This is a genomic window from Labrenzia sp. THAF82, from assembly GCF_009363435.1.
GTDB lineage: Bacteria > Pseudomonadota > Alphaproteobacteria > Rhizobiales > Stappiaceae > Roseibium > Roseibium porphyridii.
The window spans coordinates 4379029-4394770 of sequence record NZ_CP045354.1 but is presented as its reverse complement, the minus strand read 5'-3'; the positions used below and the strand labels follow the sequence as shown (position 1 = coordinate 4394770).

Here is a 15742-nt window from a genome sequence, read left to right as displayed (position 1 = left end):
CAACATGCCTGGTGTGTTTAACACTCACTATCGGCGAAGCCTGCACACGGCCGGACAGCGGCTTGTCGCTGCCGGAGTCGGCCTTGCGTCCCTGGCGATGTGCGGGGTTTTGAAAGTCCAGGCCGACTATCGCGCCTTACCGCCATTGCCTGCAGTGAGTGACTTGTCGCTTTCCGTTGTCGTGCTGGATAGGCAGGACAGGCTATTGCGGGCCTTCACAAGTCTTGATGACAAATGGCGTTTGCCTGTCGAGCTGGAAAGCATCGACCCGCTTTATATCAAAATGCTGCTCGCATTCGAAGATCAGCGCTTTCACCGGCACCACGGGATCGACGTCAGGGCACTTTTGCGCTCGCTGCTTGCCAGCCTGCGTCAGGGACAAATTGTTTCCGGTGGATCCACGTTGACGATGCAGGTCGCCAGGTTGCTGGACGAAAGACCGACACGGTCATTGAAGCGCAAATACGAGCAGTTTTTAAAAGCCGTACAGCTTGAGCAGGCCTATTCCAAAGAAGACATTTTGCGTTTCTATGCGCTGAGAGCCCCATTTGGCGGCAATCTTGAAGGGGTGCGTGCTGCAAGCCTGACATGGTTCGGCAAGGAGCCGAAGCGGTTGACACCGGCGCAGGCCGCTCTGCTTGTCGCTCTTCCACAGAGCCCTGAAGCCCGGCGACCGGACCGATTTGCTGAAAATGCGATGAAGGCACGCAACAGGGTGTTGAAGCGAGCGTTGGCGGCTGGCGTTCTGACCAAGGACGAAACCGCGTCGGCAATGACTGAGCCTGTTCGCTCCAAACGATACGACATGCCGTTTCTGGCCCCTCATGAGAGCAGGGAAGCAAAAGCTGGAAATCCCGTCCGGTCCGAGCACAATCTGACCCTTGACCGAGATCTCCAGGCAGCACTTGAAAAGCTGGCACGCCGAAAGATCACCGCACTGCCAGCACCCATTTCGTCATCTATTATTGTCGCGGATCACCAAAGCGGCGAAATCGTTGCCCGGATTGGCGCCCCGGATATGCTCAATGGCGGGCGTCTCGGACATGTCGACATGACACGAGCAGTCCGCTCACCAGGCTCGACTCTCAAGCCCTTTATTTATGGCCTCGCATTTGAAGAAGGCATCGGGTTGCCCCAAAGCCTTATTGTGGATCGGGCAATCGATATCAGTGGCTACCAGCCGACAAACTTCGATCAGGCCTATCAAGGCACCGTTACATTGCGGGAAGCTTTGCAGCTGTCACTCAATACTCCGGCTGTTCAGCTGCTCGAGGCGGTTGGTCCTGCACGATTGATCGCGCGTTTGAAGCGCGCGGGCGTTCGTCCTGTGCTGAAAAAGGATGTTGCTCCTGGCCTTGCGATCAGTCTGGGGGGCGTTGGCATCACTCTGAAGGACCTCGCTCAGGCTTATGCAGCCCTGGCCAGAGGAGGGGTTCCCATTGACCTTACGACCTGCCGAATTGATTGTAAGGTGGAAAGCAGCGCTCAGGTGTCACAAAGATTCTTGTCCGGGAAAGCATCCTGGATGGTCAGCGACATATTGACGGGTCTTCCACAGACACAGAGCGCCGAGACTTCACACATCGCCTATAAGACCGGGACGGCTTACGGATACCGGGATGCCTGGGCGGCCGGGTTTGACGGTCGGCATGTTGTGGCGGTTTGGGTTGGCCGCCCGGATGGCACGCCCGTGCCTGGGCAAACAGGCGCATCGGTTGCTGTTCCCATCCTGTTTGAAGTCTTTCAGAAACTGGGGCCAGAAAGGGTTCCGCTCCAAGACGCCCCTGCAGACATTTCCCGGCAAGCGCAAGGCGAAGTTCCTGTTCCGCTACGCTATGCACGATTGCCGGATGCGCAAAACCGGGGTTCTGGAAACGAAGGTCTTCGCATCGCCTTTCCACCTGACGGTGCGGAACTGGACCTGGGGTTTACTCGGAACGAGACGTCAAGTTGGCAAGTCCAGCCGTTGGTGGTGAAGTTGAAAGGAGGCAAGGCTCCCTATTCGGTGCTGATCAATGGACGGCCTTTGCCGGAGAAAATGCAACGCCAGCAGCTGGTCTGGCAGCCGGATGGGCCAGGCTTCACCGAGGTGACCATTTTGGACAGATCAGGTCACAGCGACAAAGTGACGGTTCTGCTTCGGTAGCCTCCGGCGTCGCTCGGTGAGGCGTGAAACCATTTGCGCTGTGAACTGCTGGGGAACCCGATTCTGTTATCTGATTCTGAGGCAGTCGATTTTTCAACGAGGAGATTCGCGAGCCCTCTATTCATGTGGTTCTTGCGGGTAAAGATGGTCTGTTCGACGTGGATTCGATTCCCGGTATTGACCGAAATTCTCGAAAACACTCTGGAGAGTCTGCCCATCGGGACCACGCTTCAGGGGCAGAACCACGCCTATTTCCTAACAGTTCCTAAATTTCAGCACCGATTTTGTGACATTCGCGCAACACCGGTTTTTGAAAACAGGCTCAGAGGGTTGGGGGAACCGCATTCTGTGTTGAACCGCGATGCTGGATGCGTATGGTCACATTTGCGAGCGGCTTCGCGCCGCACTGGTTTGCACACCTCGGACGTCCAACCTCCGGTCGGTAGCAAACACAGACATAATTCGCGGGGACAATGGTGCTTCTGTTTAGTACCGATTGATATGACTGATTGGAGGTCAAAAATGAAACTCTTTAAGGGCATGATGCTCGGCGCTGCTGCAGTTGCTACTGCTGCCACCGCTCAGGCTGCCGATCTTCCGGTTGCTCCGGAGCCGGTCGACTACGTTCGTATCTGTGACGCATACGGCGCACGCTTCTACTACATCCCGGGCACAGAAACCTGCCTGCGTGTTGGTGGCCGTGTTCGTACCCAGTTCATCGTGAACAACGTTCTCGACGATGGTAACTGGGGCACTCGCGACTCTGACGGTTACTCCTGGCGTACACAGGGTTACCTGTACCTCGACGCTCGTACCGCAACTGAGTTCGGTACTCTGCGTGCCTATGTTGAGCTGTCTCAGCGCGTAGACAACGACGTCGAAACCTTCGACTTCGGTTCCACTTACATTCAGTGGGGCGGCCTCACCGCTGGTTACCTCGGTTCTAACTTCGACATCTTCACTGGTCAGGTTTTCGTCGGTGTTGTTGGTCGTGACTGGTCCGATGAAACTCTGAACCAGATCGCTTACACTGCAGCTTTCGGCAACGGTTTCTCCGCTACGATCGCTCTTGAAGATCAGGCTGGCCGTCAGGTCGGTTCCTACGGCGGCACCCGCATGCCGGACGTCGTTGCTGCTCTTGGCGTTTCCCAGGGCTGGGGTTCTGCACAGCTTTCCGGTGCTCTGCACCAGGTCTACCCGAGCACAGCTGCTGCTCACCAGACTGGCGCAACCAACAACGGTGCTGACGATCAGCTCGGTTGGGCAATCGGCGCTGGCGTGAAGTTCAACCTGCCGATGATCAACTCCGGTTCGAACATCTACTTCCAGGGTTTCTATGCTGACGGCGCTCTGTCCTACATCGGTGCAGGCAGCACTGAAGGCGGCGTGACTGTTTCTGACTTCGGCGCAACTAGCGGTACTTCCACTGGTTACTCTCTGTCAGCTGGTGCATACGTCCAGGCAACTTCCACTATCGGTCTTGCACTCGACGGTTCTTACATGGACGTCGACCAGGCTAACGGCTTCACCGACTTCTCCCGTTGGGCGATCGATGGTTCCGTACAGTGGGAGCCGGTCTCTGGCTTCGTAATGGGTGCAGACGTTGGTTACTCCAACACTGACCCGAACACTGGTTCCGATGTTGACGAACTCCTCTTCGGTGTTCGCCTGCAGCGCACCTTCTAATCAACCCTCTCTTGAGGTTTGATGAGAAACCCGGCGGAAACGCCGGGTTTCTTTTTGTTTGAATGTTTAATTGAAAAACCGGTCTCTGCAGATTTCTTCCGGAGACACTGTGTTGAGTGGCGGACCATTGCTACTTAGTCCTGCCGACCGGTCTTGAACTCAGATCGAACTCAAGAACTCTGCGATGGTCTCATGGGTGTCAGTCTCCCAGAGGACCGGGGCGTGTCCCTGACCCTTGATCGTTTTAAGTTGAGAATTGGGATGCATGTCGATCATGCGTTTACACGTTTCGGCGCTCAACAGATCTGAATGCTCACCCCGCAGGATCAAAACAGGTCGGTCCGTAAGATTGTCATAAAGAGGCCAGAGATCGGGGACCGGTGCGGCATCGTCCAAACTTGCAAACTGGCGCGCAAGTGCCGGGTCATAATCCATGACAAACGAACCATCGTGCTTGGAAGCCAGTTGCGCGGCCATTTTCAGCCAGTCATCCTTCCCAAACACTGGAAATTGTGGCCCAAGTGTCCGGGTCAGCGTCTCAGCAATGCCATCAAGAGTGGCACAGGACATGTTGTGACCAAGAGTTGCCGCAATCCGGTGGATTGCGCGCATCTCGATATGCGGACCAATATCATTAAAAACCACTGCCGCCATTCGATCTGCCGGGTAACGCAGGCCCAAAACAAGCGCATGAAGGCCACCGCGCGATGTTCCGAACAACGCGAACCGTTCTAGCTTGAGATGGTCAATGGCGGCATCGATATCCTTTTCCTCTATCGGGAGAGCGTAGTTTTGCCAATCCGGATCCCAATCGCTTTTGCCGCGCCCTCGATAGTCGAGTGCGATAACGCGATGTCCTTTTCTTTGAAGGAAATTGGAGATCTCATTGAAATCTCTCGTATTTCTAGAGAGACCCGGCAGGCAGAGAACTGGTATCGGTGTTTTGTTCGCTTCATTCGCGTTATGTGATGCTGGCCATTCTCTCCCAGCGAGGGTCAAACCATCATGGCTTTTCCAGAAGAATTCACTCGTCTGAGGCAACTGATCACTATTCTCGCCGGTCGGTGCTTCTTGCGGCACGAAAGCCATGAGCGTCTCCTCAAAGGTTCTCAATTCTGTTTGCCGCGAAAGATAATGACCTTTCAATGCGGTTGCCAGAAGACAAACGGAAGATCGCAGCCGGAGTTCGCTATTTTCAGACGAAATGCCGCTTTGATTTGCTCCGGTCAGAGGTGGGGCTTTTGATCATTTGGAATGTTGTCGAGACTTTTAGATCGCCTGTCGCGTTGGAAGTATCCGGTTGCAGCAAGAAAAGTCGTTTTACGAGCTGGGAATGGTGCAGCAAGCATTGCCCGATGACCTGCAGATGAGTATGTTGCGCCTCCATTCAAGACAGTAAGTCTAAAATCTGAAAAGTCTGACCAGACGGTTCAAGAGGAAACAGAAATGTTCAAAGGCTCCATTCCAGCACTGATTACACCCTTCAAGGATGGAGTACTTGACGAGAAACGGTTCCAGGACTTTGTAGATTGGCAGATTTCTGAGGGCTCTTCCGGTCTCGTGCCTGTTGGTACAACTGGTGAAAGCCCGACGCTGACCCACGAAGAGCACAAGCGTGTAATTGAACTCTGTGTTGAAGCAGCATCTGGCCGCGTTCCCGTAATGGCGGGGGCCGGGTCTAACAATACGACTGAAGCGATTGATTTTGCGCAGCATGCCGAAAGGGCCGGCGCCAATGCAATCCTTGTCGTAACACCATATTACAACAAGCCAAATCAGGCCGGATTGAAAGCACACTTCAAGGCTGTCAACGATGCTGTCGGCATTCCGATCTTCATTTACAACATTCCGGGTCGCTCCATCATCGATATGACCCCGGAGACAATGGCAGAGCTCTTTGAAACCTGCGAAAACATCAAAGGTGTCAAAGACGCGACCGCGGATATGGCAAAGGCGAGTCGCCAACGGCATTTGTGTGGACCGGAATTCGTTCAGTTGTCCGGCGAAGATATTTCAGCATTGGCATTCAACGCTCATGGGGGCGTCGGCTGTATTTCCGTAACCGCCAATGTTGCTCCGCGAATGTGTGCTGAATTCCAGGCAGCCACGCGCGCAGGTGACTATAAAAAAGCCTTGGAACTGCAGGACCGCTTGGCTCCACTACATCGCGCTTTGTTTCTGGAACCGAGCCCGGGTGGGTCGAAATACGCATTGTCGCTGCTTGGCAAGATCGACGAGGAACTTCGTCTGCCGCTTGTTCCGATCTCGGAAAGCGCGAGGACCGAAGTCAGAGATGCAATGGCGCATGCAGGCTTGATCAACTGATCGGACGTAACAGACAAGGTGCAGCGCACCTGGAAAGAACAAAATGGCTCCGAAAAAGGGGGACGTTCCGGGACGGACCATTATCTCCGACAACCGGAAAGCCCGTTTCAACTTTGAAATAGAGGACACGCTGGAAGCTGGCATTGAGCTGAAGGGCACGGAAGTCAAATCCCTGCGCAACGGCAAGGCGAATATTGCCGAATCCTACGCGGCTGAATATGGCGGAGAGATTTGGATCTACAACGTTTATATTCCGGAATATCTTCAGGCCAACCGTTTCAATCACGAGCCGCGTCGTCCGCGTAAGCTATTGTTACACAAGCGTGAAATCGGGAAGCTTGCAGGAGCGGTTCAAAAAGAAGGCAAGACCATTGTCCCGCTCAAGCTTTATTTCAACGACAAGGGCCGGGCGAAGCTTGAACTGGCCCTTGCGCGAGGGAAGAAGCTTCATGACAAGCGCGAGACTGAGAAAAAGCGCGATTGGCAACGCGAAAAGTCTCGCCTTATGAAGAATTTGGGCTAAGCGACACTTCTTTTTTGAACCTCAGGATCGCAATCGAGTCTGTGTGCAACCTGTTATCAGCCTGAGGATAAGCTGTGAATGGTGTGTGACTTTCCTGTGGTTTGTCACTTTTACCTTCAACCGGCAATCCTGTTGAAAGCTTGTGGTTTGTGCCAGAACTTCCACGACTTGTGTGATTGATGCCTATCTAAGCCATCAAGCTTGTTAGGATACTGCGTTTCTGGTGGGAAATTGTGACTGGTCTTCGGCTGTTTCGGTCCACCTGCACATGGACGAAACGCCCGTGCGCAGCCGTTTCGCTGGCGTCGCCCGAAAACAGACCGATCCTGAAAACCACAGAACTTCCGCCAAGTTTTTCGATCTTGAGACCTACGGAGACCTCATTAGGGAATGTGAGTTCGGAAAAATAGTGGCATCCAGTCTCGACGACCAGAAAGATCTCGGAACTGTTTACCGGATCCAGAAGGCCATTGGCCACGTACCAGCCATTCACAGCAGTGTCGAAGAAGCTCAAATACTGGACATTGTTGACATGGCCATAGATGTCCACATCCATCCACCTGGTGGGGATTTGTTGAAAAGCTTTGAAATCTGAACGGTTTAATGAGACGGGGCGGGCAACTTGTGGAGGGATACCTGTCGTCATAGGGCGGCCCTATAGATCTCAAAAGCGTCTTTTTCAGCGATGTCGCGCGGGTTATTGATCAGGAGCCGCGTTTGTTTCATGGCATCACGTGCCATCTTGGGAAGGTCATCTTCGCCGATGCCAACGTCGCGCAAACGGGTTTGAAGTCCGAGTTTTTCTGACAGGTCGGCTAGCCTTTCCGCAAACTCGTCTGCGCAGTTCGACGGATCATCGATAAGGGCAAGATCGGGAAACAAGACGGGTGCAATTTCAGCGTAAACCTTTGCAGCAACTGGATTATTGTACTTCAGGACATGCGGCAGCACCAGTGCGTTTGAAAGACCGTGTGGGACGTGAAAGGTTCCACCGATCGGGTAGGCGAGGGCGTGTACGGCGGCCACCGGCGCGTTGGCAAATGCCATGCCCGCGAGCATGGAGCCGAGAAGCATCGCACCACGAGCGCTCTCATTTTGTGGCGAAAAAACCGCTGTTTCGATATTGGCTCCCAAAAGTCGCAATGCTTCGACCGCAAGTGCCTTGGAAACAGGATTATTGTTTGCAGATTTCGAGGCATAGGCCTCAATGGCATGCACCATGGCATCTATACCCGTGGCTGCCGTCACCGGGCCGGGCAGTCCGCGTGTCAAAAGCGGATCAAGAACGGCAATGTCTGGCAACAGGACCGGTGACACGACGCCGCGCTTTTCCTCATCGCCAACAGTGATGATCGAGATTGGTGTTACTTCGGAACCTGTCCCCGCTGTTGTCGGTATCAGGATAAGCGGCAAACGTGGTCCCTTGGCATTTCCAATGCCCCAGGCCCCATCCAAATCCTCATTGCTGCCGGCAAGGAGCGCAACGAGTTTGGCAACGTCAAGGGACGAACCGCCGCCAAAGCCGATAATGGAGGTCGCTCGATGCCGTTTTGCCGCCTCCACGGCCTCATCGACAAGTGCTCGCGGTGGATCGGCGGCAACTTTTTCAAACCGTCCCAGGTCGCGGCCGGTTTTAACAATTGCGCGCTCACAAGGGCTTTGCAGACCAAGAGACAGGATCCCCGGGTCCGTGACAAGGAAAGGACGTTCACCAAGGTATTCGGCAGCGTGGTCTGTCAGTCGTTCCGCGGATCCGTTTTCAAAGACGATGCGTTGGCTGGTGTTGAAAGTGAATGCACCGATCATTGTTTCCCTCATCTGACAGAGAACCGAAGATTGCCCCCCAAAAGGCAATTCGTCGAGGGGCCAAGGACCAGACTTTAGATGAAGTCGGACGGTTCAGGGATGCATGCGAGCCCCTTTTGAGATTTTGTCTGCAATTTTCCTGTCGGTGTGAAAGGCAATCCCCACAACATTGGCGTTGTCTGGCGAGAATTTCGAGAACACCTCCCTGTTGGCGGTGTCGTGTCCCGTTGCAAACATCTCTTCGACATAGAGGCTGGAGGAAACGTCTCGATTCAGCGCGCGCTGCTGTATCTTGGCAAGTGTTTCCGCGTCTGCGCAAAGCACAATGATCGGCTGGACGCTCATTGGATAATAGACATTATTGGCAGCATCGCGATAGTTTTCACCAATGATTTCAGCCTTGGCGGAGGCAATACCGGTCGCCAGAAAAGCGGTGACATTCAGCTTTTGCCAAACGGCAAGGTCATCGCGAACAACAACGACAAATTTGGTTTCGAACATGAGCACAAACTCCACGTTGGGGTATCAAGAAAACAACACGGCCCAGACCCTAGATGCGGGGCTGGGTGCAGGTCTTGAACGTTTGTGCAACACGCCGGGAGACGGAATAACATCAGCGCCACCTGAAGCCGGTATTGAGCGCATTGAAGCACGGTTTCAAGGCAATGGATTTTCTCCGCATCGCCACGACACTTATGCGATCGGTTTGACCATCAACGGCGTGCAAACATTCAACTATCGGGGAGAGGGGCAGGCATCCTTGCCAGGTCAGGTCATTGTCATTCACCCTGACGAACTCCACGATGGCGGAGCTGGGAATGAACAAGGCCTGCGTTATCGAATGATTTATGTTCCGCCCGAAAAGATCTCAGACGCGCTCGCAGCGGGCCGGGACAGCGGACTTCCCTTCGTTTCTTCACCAGTTCTGACCGATATTGAGTTTCGACGGGATCTTGTCGAGGCCCTATCCGATATCGAGTGTGAAATCGGAGACTTGAAACGTGACTGCTTGCTTGCCGATCTTGCTGCCTGTCTGAAACGGCATGCAGACAACGGAAAGTCTAACAGACCGGCAGTGCTTGACCACAAAGCCTTGAAGGAATGCAGCGACTTGATGAAGGAGTGCTGCGATCAGGACGTGACACTGGCCGACCTTGAAGCGATCACGCAAATCGACCGATATTCTCTTGCCCGCCAGTTTCGCCGTGCCTACGGCACCAGTCCGCATCGCTACTTGGTCATGCGACGTCTGGATCGGGTGAAGCTTAAATTGCAGAAGGGCGAGAAGCTTGCCGATGCTGCTGTTGGCAGCGGATTTTCCGATCAAAGCCACATGAACCGACACTTCAAGCGTGCCTTCGGCATGTCTCCGGGCGAATGGCGGCGCCTGCACGCCGCCGCTGGTCAAACTTTATAGTTTGTTTGGACCGAACTTGTTCGACCGTGGGAAGCCGGTGGGCGGCAATCGGCCAGCGTTCCCGCGTTCTCCGCGCCAATCCGCAAGTTCATCGAGAGATCGAGTGAAGCTCCGTCCGGAACTGTCTGTCCAGGTCAGTCCCTGTTCGGCGCTGAAGACGCGCAAGTCGGAGATGTTTCCATCCCTGTAGCGCTGTAGCCGCACTCCGCGTCCACGGCCCATCTGCGGTATCTGCGCCAAGGGGAACACAAGCAATTTGCGGTTTTCACCTATGACGGCAACCTGATCTCCAGTTGCTTCGACACACAACGAAGCCTCAGCCGGTGTAGAAAGGTTCAATACCTGCTTGCCTTTGCGCGTGTTGGCAATGACGTCATCTTCACAGACAACAAATCCGCGCGCTTCGTTGTTGGACAACAGCAGGTTCCGCCCCGCCTTGTGAACAAACGCGTTCACAACATCCTGCGCTTCGTCCATTTCAACCATCAGACGGATGGGTTCGCCATGGCCGCGACCGCCAGGAAGCCGGTCTGCACCAAGGGTAAAGAACTTGCCGCCCGTTGAGAAAACCAGGATCTTGTCCGTTGTTTCTGCATGGAACGACAGCTTCAGATTGTCCCCCTGTTTGAAGGACAAGCTCGACAGGTCCGTCTGGTGGCCTTTGAGCGCGCGTATCCAGCCCTTCTCGGAGATAATGACGGTGATCGGTTCCTTTTCAATCATCGCCTGTTGAATATCGACAAGGTCGGCTTCCGGTGCTTCGGATTTGTCCGTGCGCCGCCGACCGATCTCGGTCTCCGGACCATAAACCTTGGAAATTTCGGAGATTTCCTTGGATATCTTGGTCCACTGGCGAGCGTCGGAACCGAGCAGTTTCGACAGCTGGTCCTTTTCCTCGGTGAGCTTGTCGTGCTCCTTGCGGATTTCCAATTCTTCCAGCTTGCGCAAGGATCTCAGGCGCATGTTCAAGATGGCTTCAGCCTGAACATCGGTCAGTTCGAACGTTCTGATCAGCTCAGCCTTGGCATCATCCTCTTCACGAATGATGCGGATCACTTCATCAAGATTCAGATAGGCAATCAAATAGCCTGCAAGGACCTCAAGTCGGTGATTTATCTGACCGAGCCGGTACTCGGAACGGCGTATCAGCACGACTTTGCGATGGTCCAGCCATTCACGAAGCACCTGCTTGAGGCCCATGACCATCGGCACCTTGCCCATGGACAGAACATTCATGTTCAACGAAAAGCGGTTTTCAAGGTCGGTGAGCTTGAACAGGGATTCCATCAGCAGATTGGCATCGACGTTGCGAGACCGTGGAACCAGCACGACACGAATGTCTTCCGCCGACTCGTCACGAACATCGTCCAACAACGGAAGTTTGCGTGCCGTCAGCAGCTCGGCGATCTTCTCTATGAGGCGAGATTTTTGGACCTGATAGGGAATTTCTGAAACCACGATGACCCATTGGCCACGTCCCAGATCCTCAACTTCCCAACGCGCCCGGATTCGGAAGCTTCCTCGACCGGTGGCATAGGCTTCGCGAATGGATCCCTGGTCCGACACAAGCAGACCACCAGTCGGAAAATCAGGCCCCTTGATGAATTCAAGAAGCTCGTCGACTTCCGCCTTCGGGTTCTTGATCAGGTGCTGGCAGGCTTCGCAAAGTTCATAGGCATTATGCGGCGGGATCGATGTCGCCATGCCGACCGCGATGCCTGAAGACCCGTTTCCAAGCAGGTTCGGGAACCCGCCGGGCAGAACGATAGGCTCCTTGTCTTCGCCATCGTAGGTTTCCCGGAAATCAACAGCGTTTTCGTCCAGGCCATCAAGCAACCTCTTCGCCGTGTCCGTCATTCGGGCTTCGGTGTAACGCATCGCAGCCGCGTTATCGCCGTCGACATTGCCGAAGTTGCCCTGACCGTCGATCAGCGGATAACGCTGCGCAAAGTCCTGTGCCAGCCGGACAAGTGCGTCATACACAGCCTGGTCACCATGGGGGTGGTATTTACCGATTACGTCGCCGACCACACGTGCGCATTTCTTGAAACCGGCACCCGGGTCCAGCTTCAGGAGCCGCATGGCGTATAGAAGGCGTCGGTGAACCGGTTTCAAACCGTCGCGCACATCCGGCAGTGCCCTGTGCATGATGGTCGAAAGGGCATATGCAAGATAGCGCTCTTCCAGCGCGTCTTTCAGATTGATGCCTTCGATTCCGCCGCTTGGTGGAGGTGTCGTCTCTTTTCCCATATTCGCTTGCTAAACCTTTCCGCCAACCGGTGCAATTCGATTGCGGATGTTTGCAGCCACGAATGGCGGATTTTCAACGGAAATCGAACGTGTAGTGAGCAAAAATGTACAATATCTCTGTTCGACCCAACTATACCCGAAGCCTTTAGATCGACTTGGCTTCTGTCTGTTTGCTGGAACTGCAAGTCAGGCGACTTGCCGGGGGGTAAATATTCATTCAACCAGGTGGAGAGGAGCGTGATTGATGCTCTCTGGTTGAAATTTCGCTGACATTGAATACATCGAACTGGCCACGTTTCACACTGCCCCGTTCATGATTTTAACATTTGAATTCAAGGAGCTGAAATTGACCCGATCTGTGAAGACACTCCTTTTATCAGGATTGGTCCTGGGGGTTTTGGCGCTGATAACCACAGCGTTTTTCTCGACAAGTTTCTACTATTTGCGCGCCAAACCTTTTGAAACACCTGCAGGCAGCATGCGCCCGACGCTTCAGCAAGGAGACAGCTTTCTTGTCAGCCAGATCTTTCCAATCATTGGTGAAAGATATGCACCCGAGCGTGGAGACATCGTCGTTTTCCGTCATCCTCAGAATCCGGCCGTCACATATGTAAAGCGTGTGATTGGCCTGTCGGGTGAGCGCATCCAGATGAAAAAAGGGGAAGTCTATCTGAACGGTCAGCCCTTCGAGCGGCAGCAAACGGAAGCGATTGAAGAAAAGTCCAGAGATGGAAAAGTTTCAATGGTTCAGACCTACCGCGAGACCTTGCCCAACGGGAGATCACATGAGGTCATTGACCTTGAGGTTGACGGCAGGTTCGACGAAACACCGGAATTCGATATCCCCGAGGGGCATTTGTTCGTGCTGGGTGACAACCGGGACAATTCGATAGATAGCCGCATGCAAGGTCATTTTGGATTTGTACCGATAGAAAATGTCACCGGCATCGCCCGGCATGTCTATTTCTCAGGTCCCGAAGACGGGTTTGTTTGGCGCTCCCTGGAGCAGAACTGAGATAGGTCTGAGAAAAGCCCTATTGAAAATTCCAGGGAAAGTCGGCGCGAAACCGTTTTTCCAACGCTCCGACCAGCATGTCACGCGTACCGCTGTCTTCACCGTTTCGCTCCATCAGGTGTCGGTTCAGGAAAAAGCCTGTCAGTTCAAACCCCTCCGTCACGTCATGCCAGGTCAGTTCGCTGCCCGTCTGTCGCTGTCCATCCAGTAGGAAGGAGGGCAGTGGCAAAAGCTTGTCATGATAGGGGAGGCCGGCCTGCCGACTGACTGCGCGAGCCGATTTTGGTGAGACATAGACGAGGTCTTCCTGCGTGCCGTTTGCCGCGCACGATGTAAGATCCAGGCCAACACCAAGATCGCGAAGCAGCTCGAGCTCGAATCGGATGAGCAGTGCCGCAGCGGCGTCTGAACTCTCCAAATGATCAAGAACAACAGCTAAGGCTGAATAGAGCTTCGGATAAGGATGGCGTTCAGGCAATAGCCTGAGCAGAAATGCAAGGTGCTGAAGAGCCGTGAGGCCAACCGAGTTTGTCATGAGGTCTCCAGCTCGCAGAGCGTGAGGCTCAATCTGGAATTGACCCAAATGATCGGAAAGACGTGCTTTCCAGGTCAAATCCAGCTCGTTTCCAGGCTGCAGCATGGGGCGGTGGCGTCTGGATCGTCCACCGCGCACCAGGCCGAGGTGACGTCCCCGGTCCAGCGTCATGACTTCCAGAATGATGTCGTTTTCACCATGTTTGCGGGTGGTGAGAACCACGCCGCGTCCGCTCCACTCCACGTCTCAGGTCCCGTGCTTGGATGACAATCGATACCGGATCTGCTTTGCCGATCTTCGCGAAATTCGGTCTGAATGCCAGTTATTTCGGAAATTCCAACCCCATTTCGCGGTAGCGTTCCGGGTCATTGGCCCAGTTTTCGCGTACCTTTACAAACAGGAACAGGTGCACAGGCGCATCGATGATCTCAGATAGTTCTTCGCGCGCGGCTTGTGAAATTGCTTTGATCGTTTGGCCCCGCTTGCCGAGTACGATGCTCTTCTGGCTGTCACGCTCCACATAGATCGTTTGTTCGATACGTGCAGACCCGTCCTTTCGAGTTTGCCATTGTTCCGTCTCCACCGTGGAAATATAGGGCAGCTCCTGGTGCAGGCGTTCAAACAGCTTTTCACGCGTGATCTCTGCCGCAAGGATCCGCAAGGGCAGATCAGACGGTTGATCTTCGGGATAGAGCCAAGGTCCTTCCGGGACTTTGGACGCAAAATAGTCAAGTATCGCGTCTGTTCCGTCGCCGGTCAGCGCTGAAACCATGAAGGTTTCTTCAAACTCGATGTATTCGTTGGCCATTTGCGCCAGGTTGAGCAGTTTTTCCCGCTTGGCAATGTCGGTTTTGTTCAGAATCAGAACCTTCGGGGCCGGCTGGTTCCTCAGGCGCTTCAATATGTTCTCCACTTCTTCATCGATACCCTTACGAGCATCGATCAAAAGCGCAATGACGTCCGCATCCCTTGCGCCACCCCAGGCGGTGTCGACCATGGCTCGGTCAAGGCGCCGTTTGGGTTTGAAAATACCGGGAGTGTCAATGAAGACCAGTTGGGCGGAGCCGTGCATGGCCACTCCGCGCACGATGGTACGCGTCGTTTGGACCTTGTGAGTAACGATTGACACCTTGGTGCCGACGAGCTGATTGATCAGGGTTGATTTGCCCGCATTCGGGGCTCCGATCAGGGCAACGAAGCCCGCTTTCGTGTCGGCCGGCATGTCGGCCAGAGGTTCTGGAAGCGGCATGTCAAAACGGCCGCTCGGGGCAACGAACCCGTTGTCCTCATCGTCCGGATCGCCGTTGGTGTTCTCATCGCTCACGGTGTCATCATTCCTTCCAGACGCCTTCACGGCGCAGAACGGCCTCGGCCGCATTCTGTTCGGCAAGCCTCTTTGAACCGCCTTTGCCTTCCCCTGGTGCCAGACCCTGAACGATCACGGCAACGGTAAAACTGGGAGCATGGTCAGGGCCATCCCGGCCGATCACGTCATATCGAGGAGTTGGCAGACTTTTGGACTGTGCCCATTCCTGCAATGTCGTCTTCGCATCTCTTAGCGGACCGGACCAAGATAGCATACGCGGTTCCCAAAGGCGTCTGACGAAGTCCTGGGCGGACTCAAATCCACCATCCAGATAAATAGCAGCGATCACCGCTTCGCAGATATCAGCGAGCAGGGCGGTTTTCTTGCGCCCGCCTGTCTGTGCCTCGGCAAGCCCGATGCGCATTGCGTCACCGATGCCGAGCTCCTGCGCGATTTCGGCACAGGTCTCTCGCTTGACCATATGATTGAAACGCCGTGCAAGTTCACCTTCATCAGCTTTTGGAAAGTGCTGATGAAGCATGGAGGCAATGGCAAGGCCAAGAACCCGGTCGCCCAAAAATTCCAGTCGCTGATAGCTGCCCGCGACGGTTTCAGAGGGATTGAGCGCACTGGCATGCGTCAGGGCCACTCTCAGAAGTTCCAGATCCTTGAAGTCGTACTCCAGGGCGGATTTCAATGCTGAGATTGGGTTCTTCGGTTTTAGGGTCATGCG

At 54.4% G+C, this 15742-nt stretch carries 14 protein-coding genes; 6 read left to right on the top strand and 8 right to left on the bottom strand.

Annotated features, from left to right (window positions below; translation table 11 throughout):
* The first annotated feature begins 4 nt into the window (after positions 1–4).
* Positions 5–2146: a penicillin-binding protein 1C gene (pbpC, locus tag FIV00_RS20215; RefSeq protein ID WP_152502446.1), complete on the top strand. Its 2142-nt coding sequence runs from the start codon at positions 5–7 to the stop codon at positions 2144–2146.
* 522 nt (positions 2147–2668) lie between these two features.
* Positions 2669–3832, top strand: a complete 1164-nt coding sequence (locus tag FIV00_RS20210) for a porin (protein ID WP_152502445.1) — start codon at positions 2669–2671, stop codon at positions 3830–3832.
* 159 nt (positions 3833–3991) lie between these two features.
* Here the strand turns inward: FIV00_RS20210 and FIV00_RS20205 are convergent, their stop codons facing one another.
* Positions 3992–4921 (bottom strand): alpha/beta fold hydrolase, encoded by a 930-nt coding sequence (locus FIV00_RS20205; RefSeq protein ID WP_152502444.1) that lies wholly within the window; start codon positions 4919–4921, stop codon positions 3992–3994.
* Between the two features lie 357 nt (positions 4922–5278).
* Here FIV00_RS20205 and dapA point away from each other — a divergent pair, with 357 nt between their 5' ends.
* Positions 5279–6157: a 4-hydroxy-tetrahydrodipicolinate synthase gene (dapA, locus tag FIV00_RS20200; protein WP_152502443.1), complete on the top strand. Its 879-nt coding sequence runs from the start codon at positions 5279–5281 to the stop codon at positions 6155–6157.
* Positions 6158–6200: 43 nt separating this feature from the next.
* A complete protein-coding gene (smpB, locus tag FIV00_RS20195; RefSeq protein WP_152502442.1) occupies positions 6201–6680 on the top strand; it encodes an SsrA-binding protein SmpB in 480 nt (159 codons plus the stop codon).
* Between the two features lie 187 nt (positions 6681–6867).
* Here the strand turns inward: smpB and FIV00_RS20190 are convergent, their stop codons facing one another.
* The 3 genes from FIV00_RS20190 to FIV00_RS20180 form a co-directional block, all read right to left on the bottom strand.
* The gene (locus FIV00_RS20190; protein ID WP_247649262.1) at positions 6868–7236 is read right to left on the bottom strand and encodes a thioesterase family protein; all 369 of its coding nucleotides are present in this window, start codon (positions 7234–7236) and stop codon (positions 6868–6870) included.
* An 86-nt stretch (positions 7237–7322) separates the two neighbouring features.
* A complete protein-coding gene (locus tag FIV00_RS20185; RefSeq protein ID WP_152502440.1) occupies positions 7323–8486 on the bottom strand; it encodes an iron-containing alcohol dehydrogenase in 1164 nt (387 codons plus the stop codon).
* Positions 8487–8579: 93 nt separating this feature from the next.
* Entirely contained in the window at positions 8580–8987 is a 408-nt protein-coding gene (locus FIV00_RS20180; protein ID WP_152502439.1) for a DUF2000 family protein, read from the bottom strand.
* Between FIV00_RS20180 and FIV00_RS20175 the strand changes: the two genes are divergently transcribed.
* Positions 8986–9903 (top strand): AraC family transcriptional regulator, encoded by a 918-nt coding sequence (locus FIV00_RS20175; RefSeq protein ID WP_152502438.1) that lies wholly within the window; start codon positions 8986–8988, stop codon positions 9901–9903. The two genes, FIV00_RS20180 and FIV00_RS20175, sit on opposite strands and share 2 nt — an antisense overlap.
* Here the strand turns inward: FIV00_RS20175 and parC are convergent.
* A complete protein-coding gene (gene parC / locus FIV00_RS20170) occupies positions 9898–12153 on the bottom strand; it encodes a DNA topoisomerase IV subunit A (RefSeq protein WP_152502437.1) in 2256 nt (751 codons plus the stop codon). The genes FIV00_RS20175 and parC overlap by 6 nt on opposite strands.
* A 346-nt stretch (positions 12154–12499) precedes the next feature.
* Here parC and lepB point away from each other — a divergent pair, with 346 nt between their 5' ends.
* The gene (gene lepB / locus FIV00_RS20165; RefSeq protein WP_173006077.1) at positions 12500–13168 is read left to right on the top strand and encodes a signal peptidase I; all 669 of its coding nucleotides are present in this window, start codon (positions 12500–12502) and stop codon (positions 13166–13168) included.
* Between the two features lie 19 nt (positions 13169–13187).
* Here the strand turns inward: lepB and recO are convergent, their stop codons facing one another.
* The 3 genes from recO to rnc all read right to left on the bottom strand — a co-directional run bounded on the left by recO (position 13188) and on the right by rnc (position 15739).
* Entirely contained in the window at positions 13188–13925 is a 738-nt protein-coding gene (gene recO, locus FIV00_RS20160) for a DNA repair protein RecO (RefSeq protein WP_247649261.1), read from the bottom strand.
* Positions 13926–14025: 100 nt separating this feature from the next.
* Positions 14026–14952 (bottom strand): GTPase Era, encoded by a 927-nt coding sequence (era, locus tag FIV00_RS20155; protein WP_173006254.1) that lies wholly within the window; start codon positions 14950–14952, stop codon positions 14026–14028.
* Positions 14953–15034: 82 nt separating this feature from the next.
* Positions 15035–15739 (bottom strand): ribonuclease III, encoded by a 705-nt coding sequence (gene rnc, locus FIV00_RS20150; protein WP_152502433.1) that lies wholly within the window; start codon positions 15737–15739, stop codon positions 15035–15037.
* Between the last annotated feature and the right edge of the window lie 3 nt (positions 15740–15742).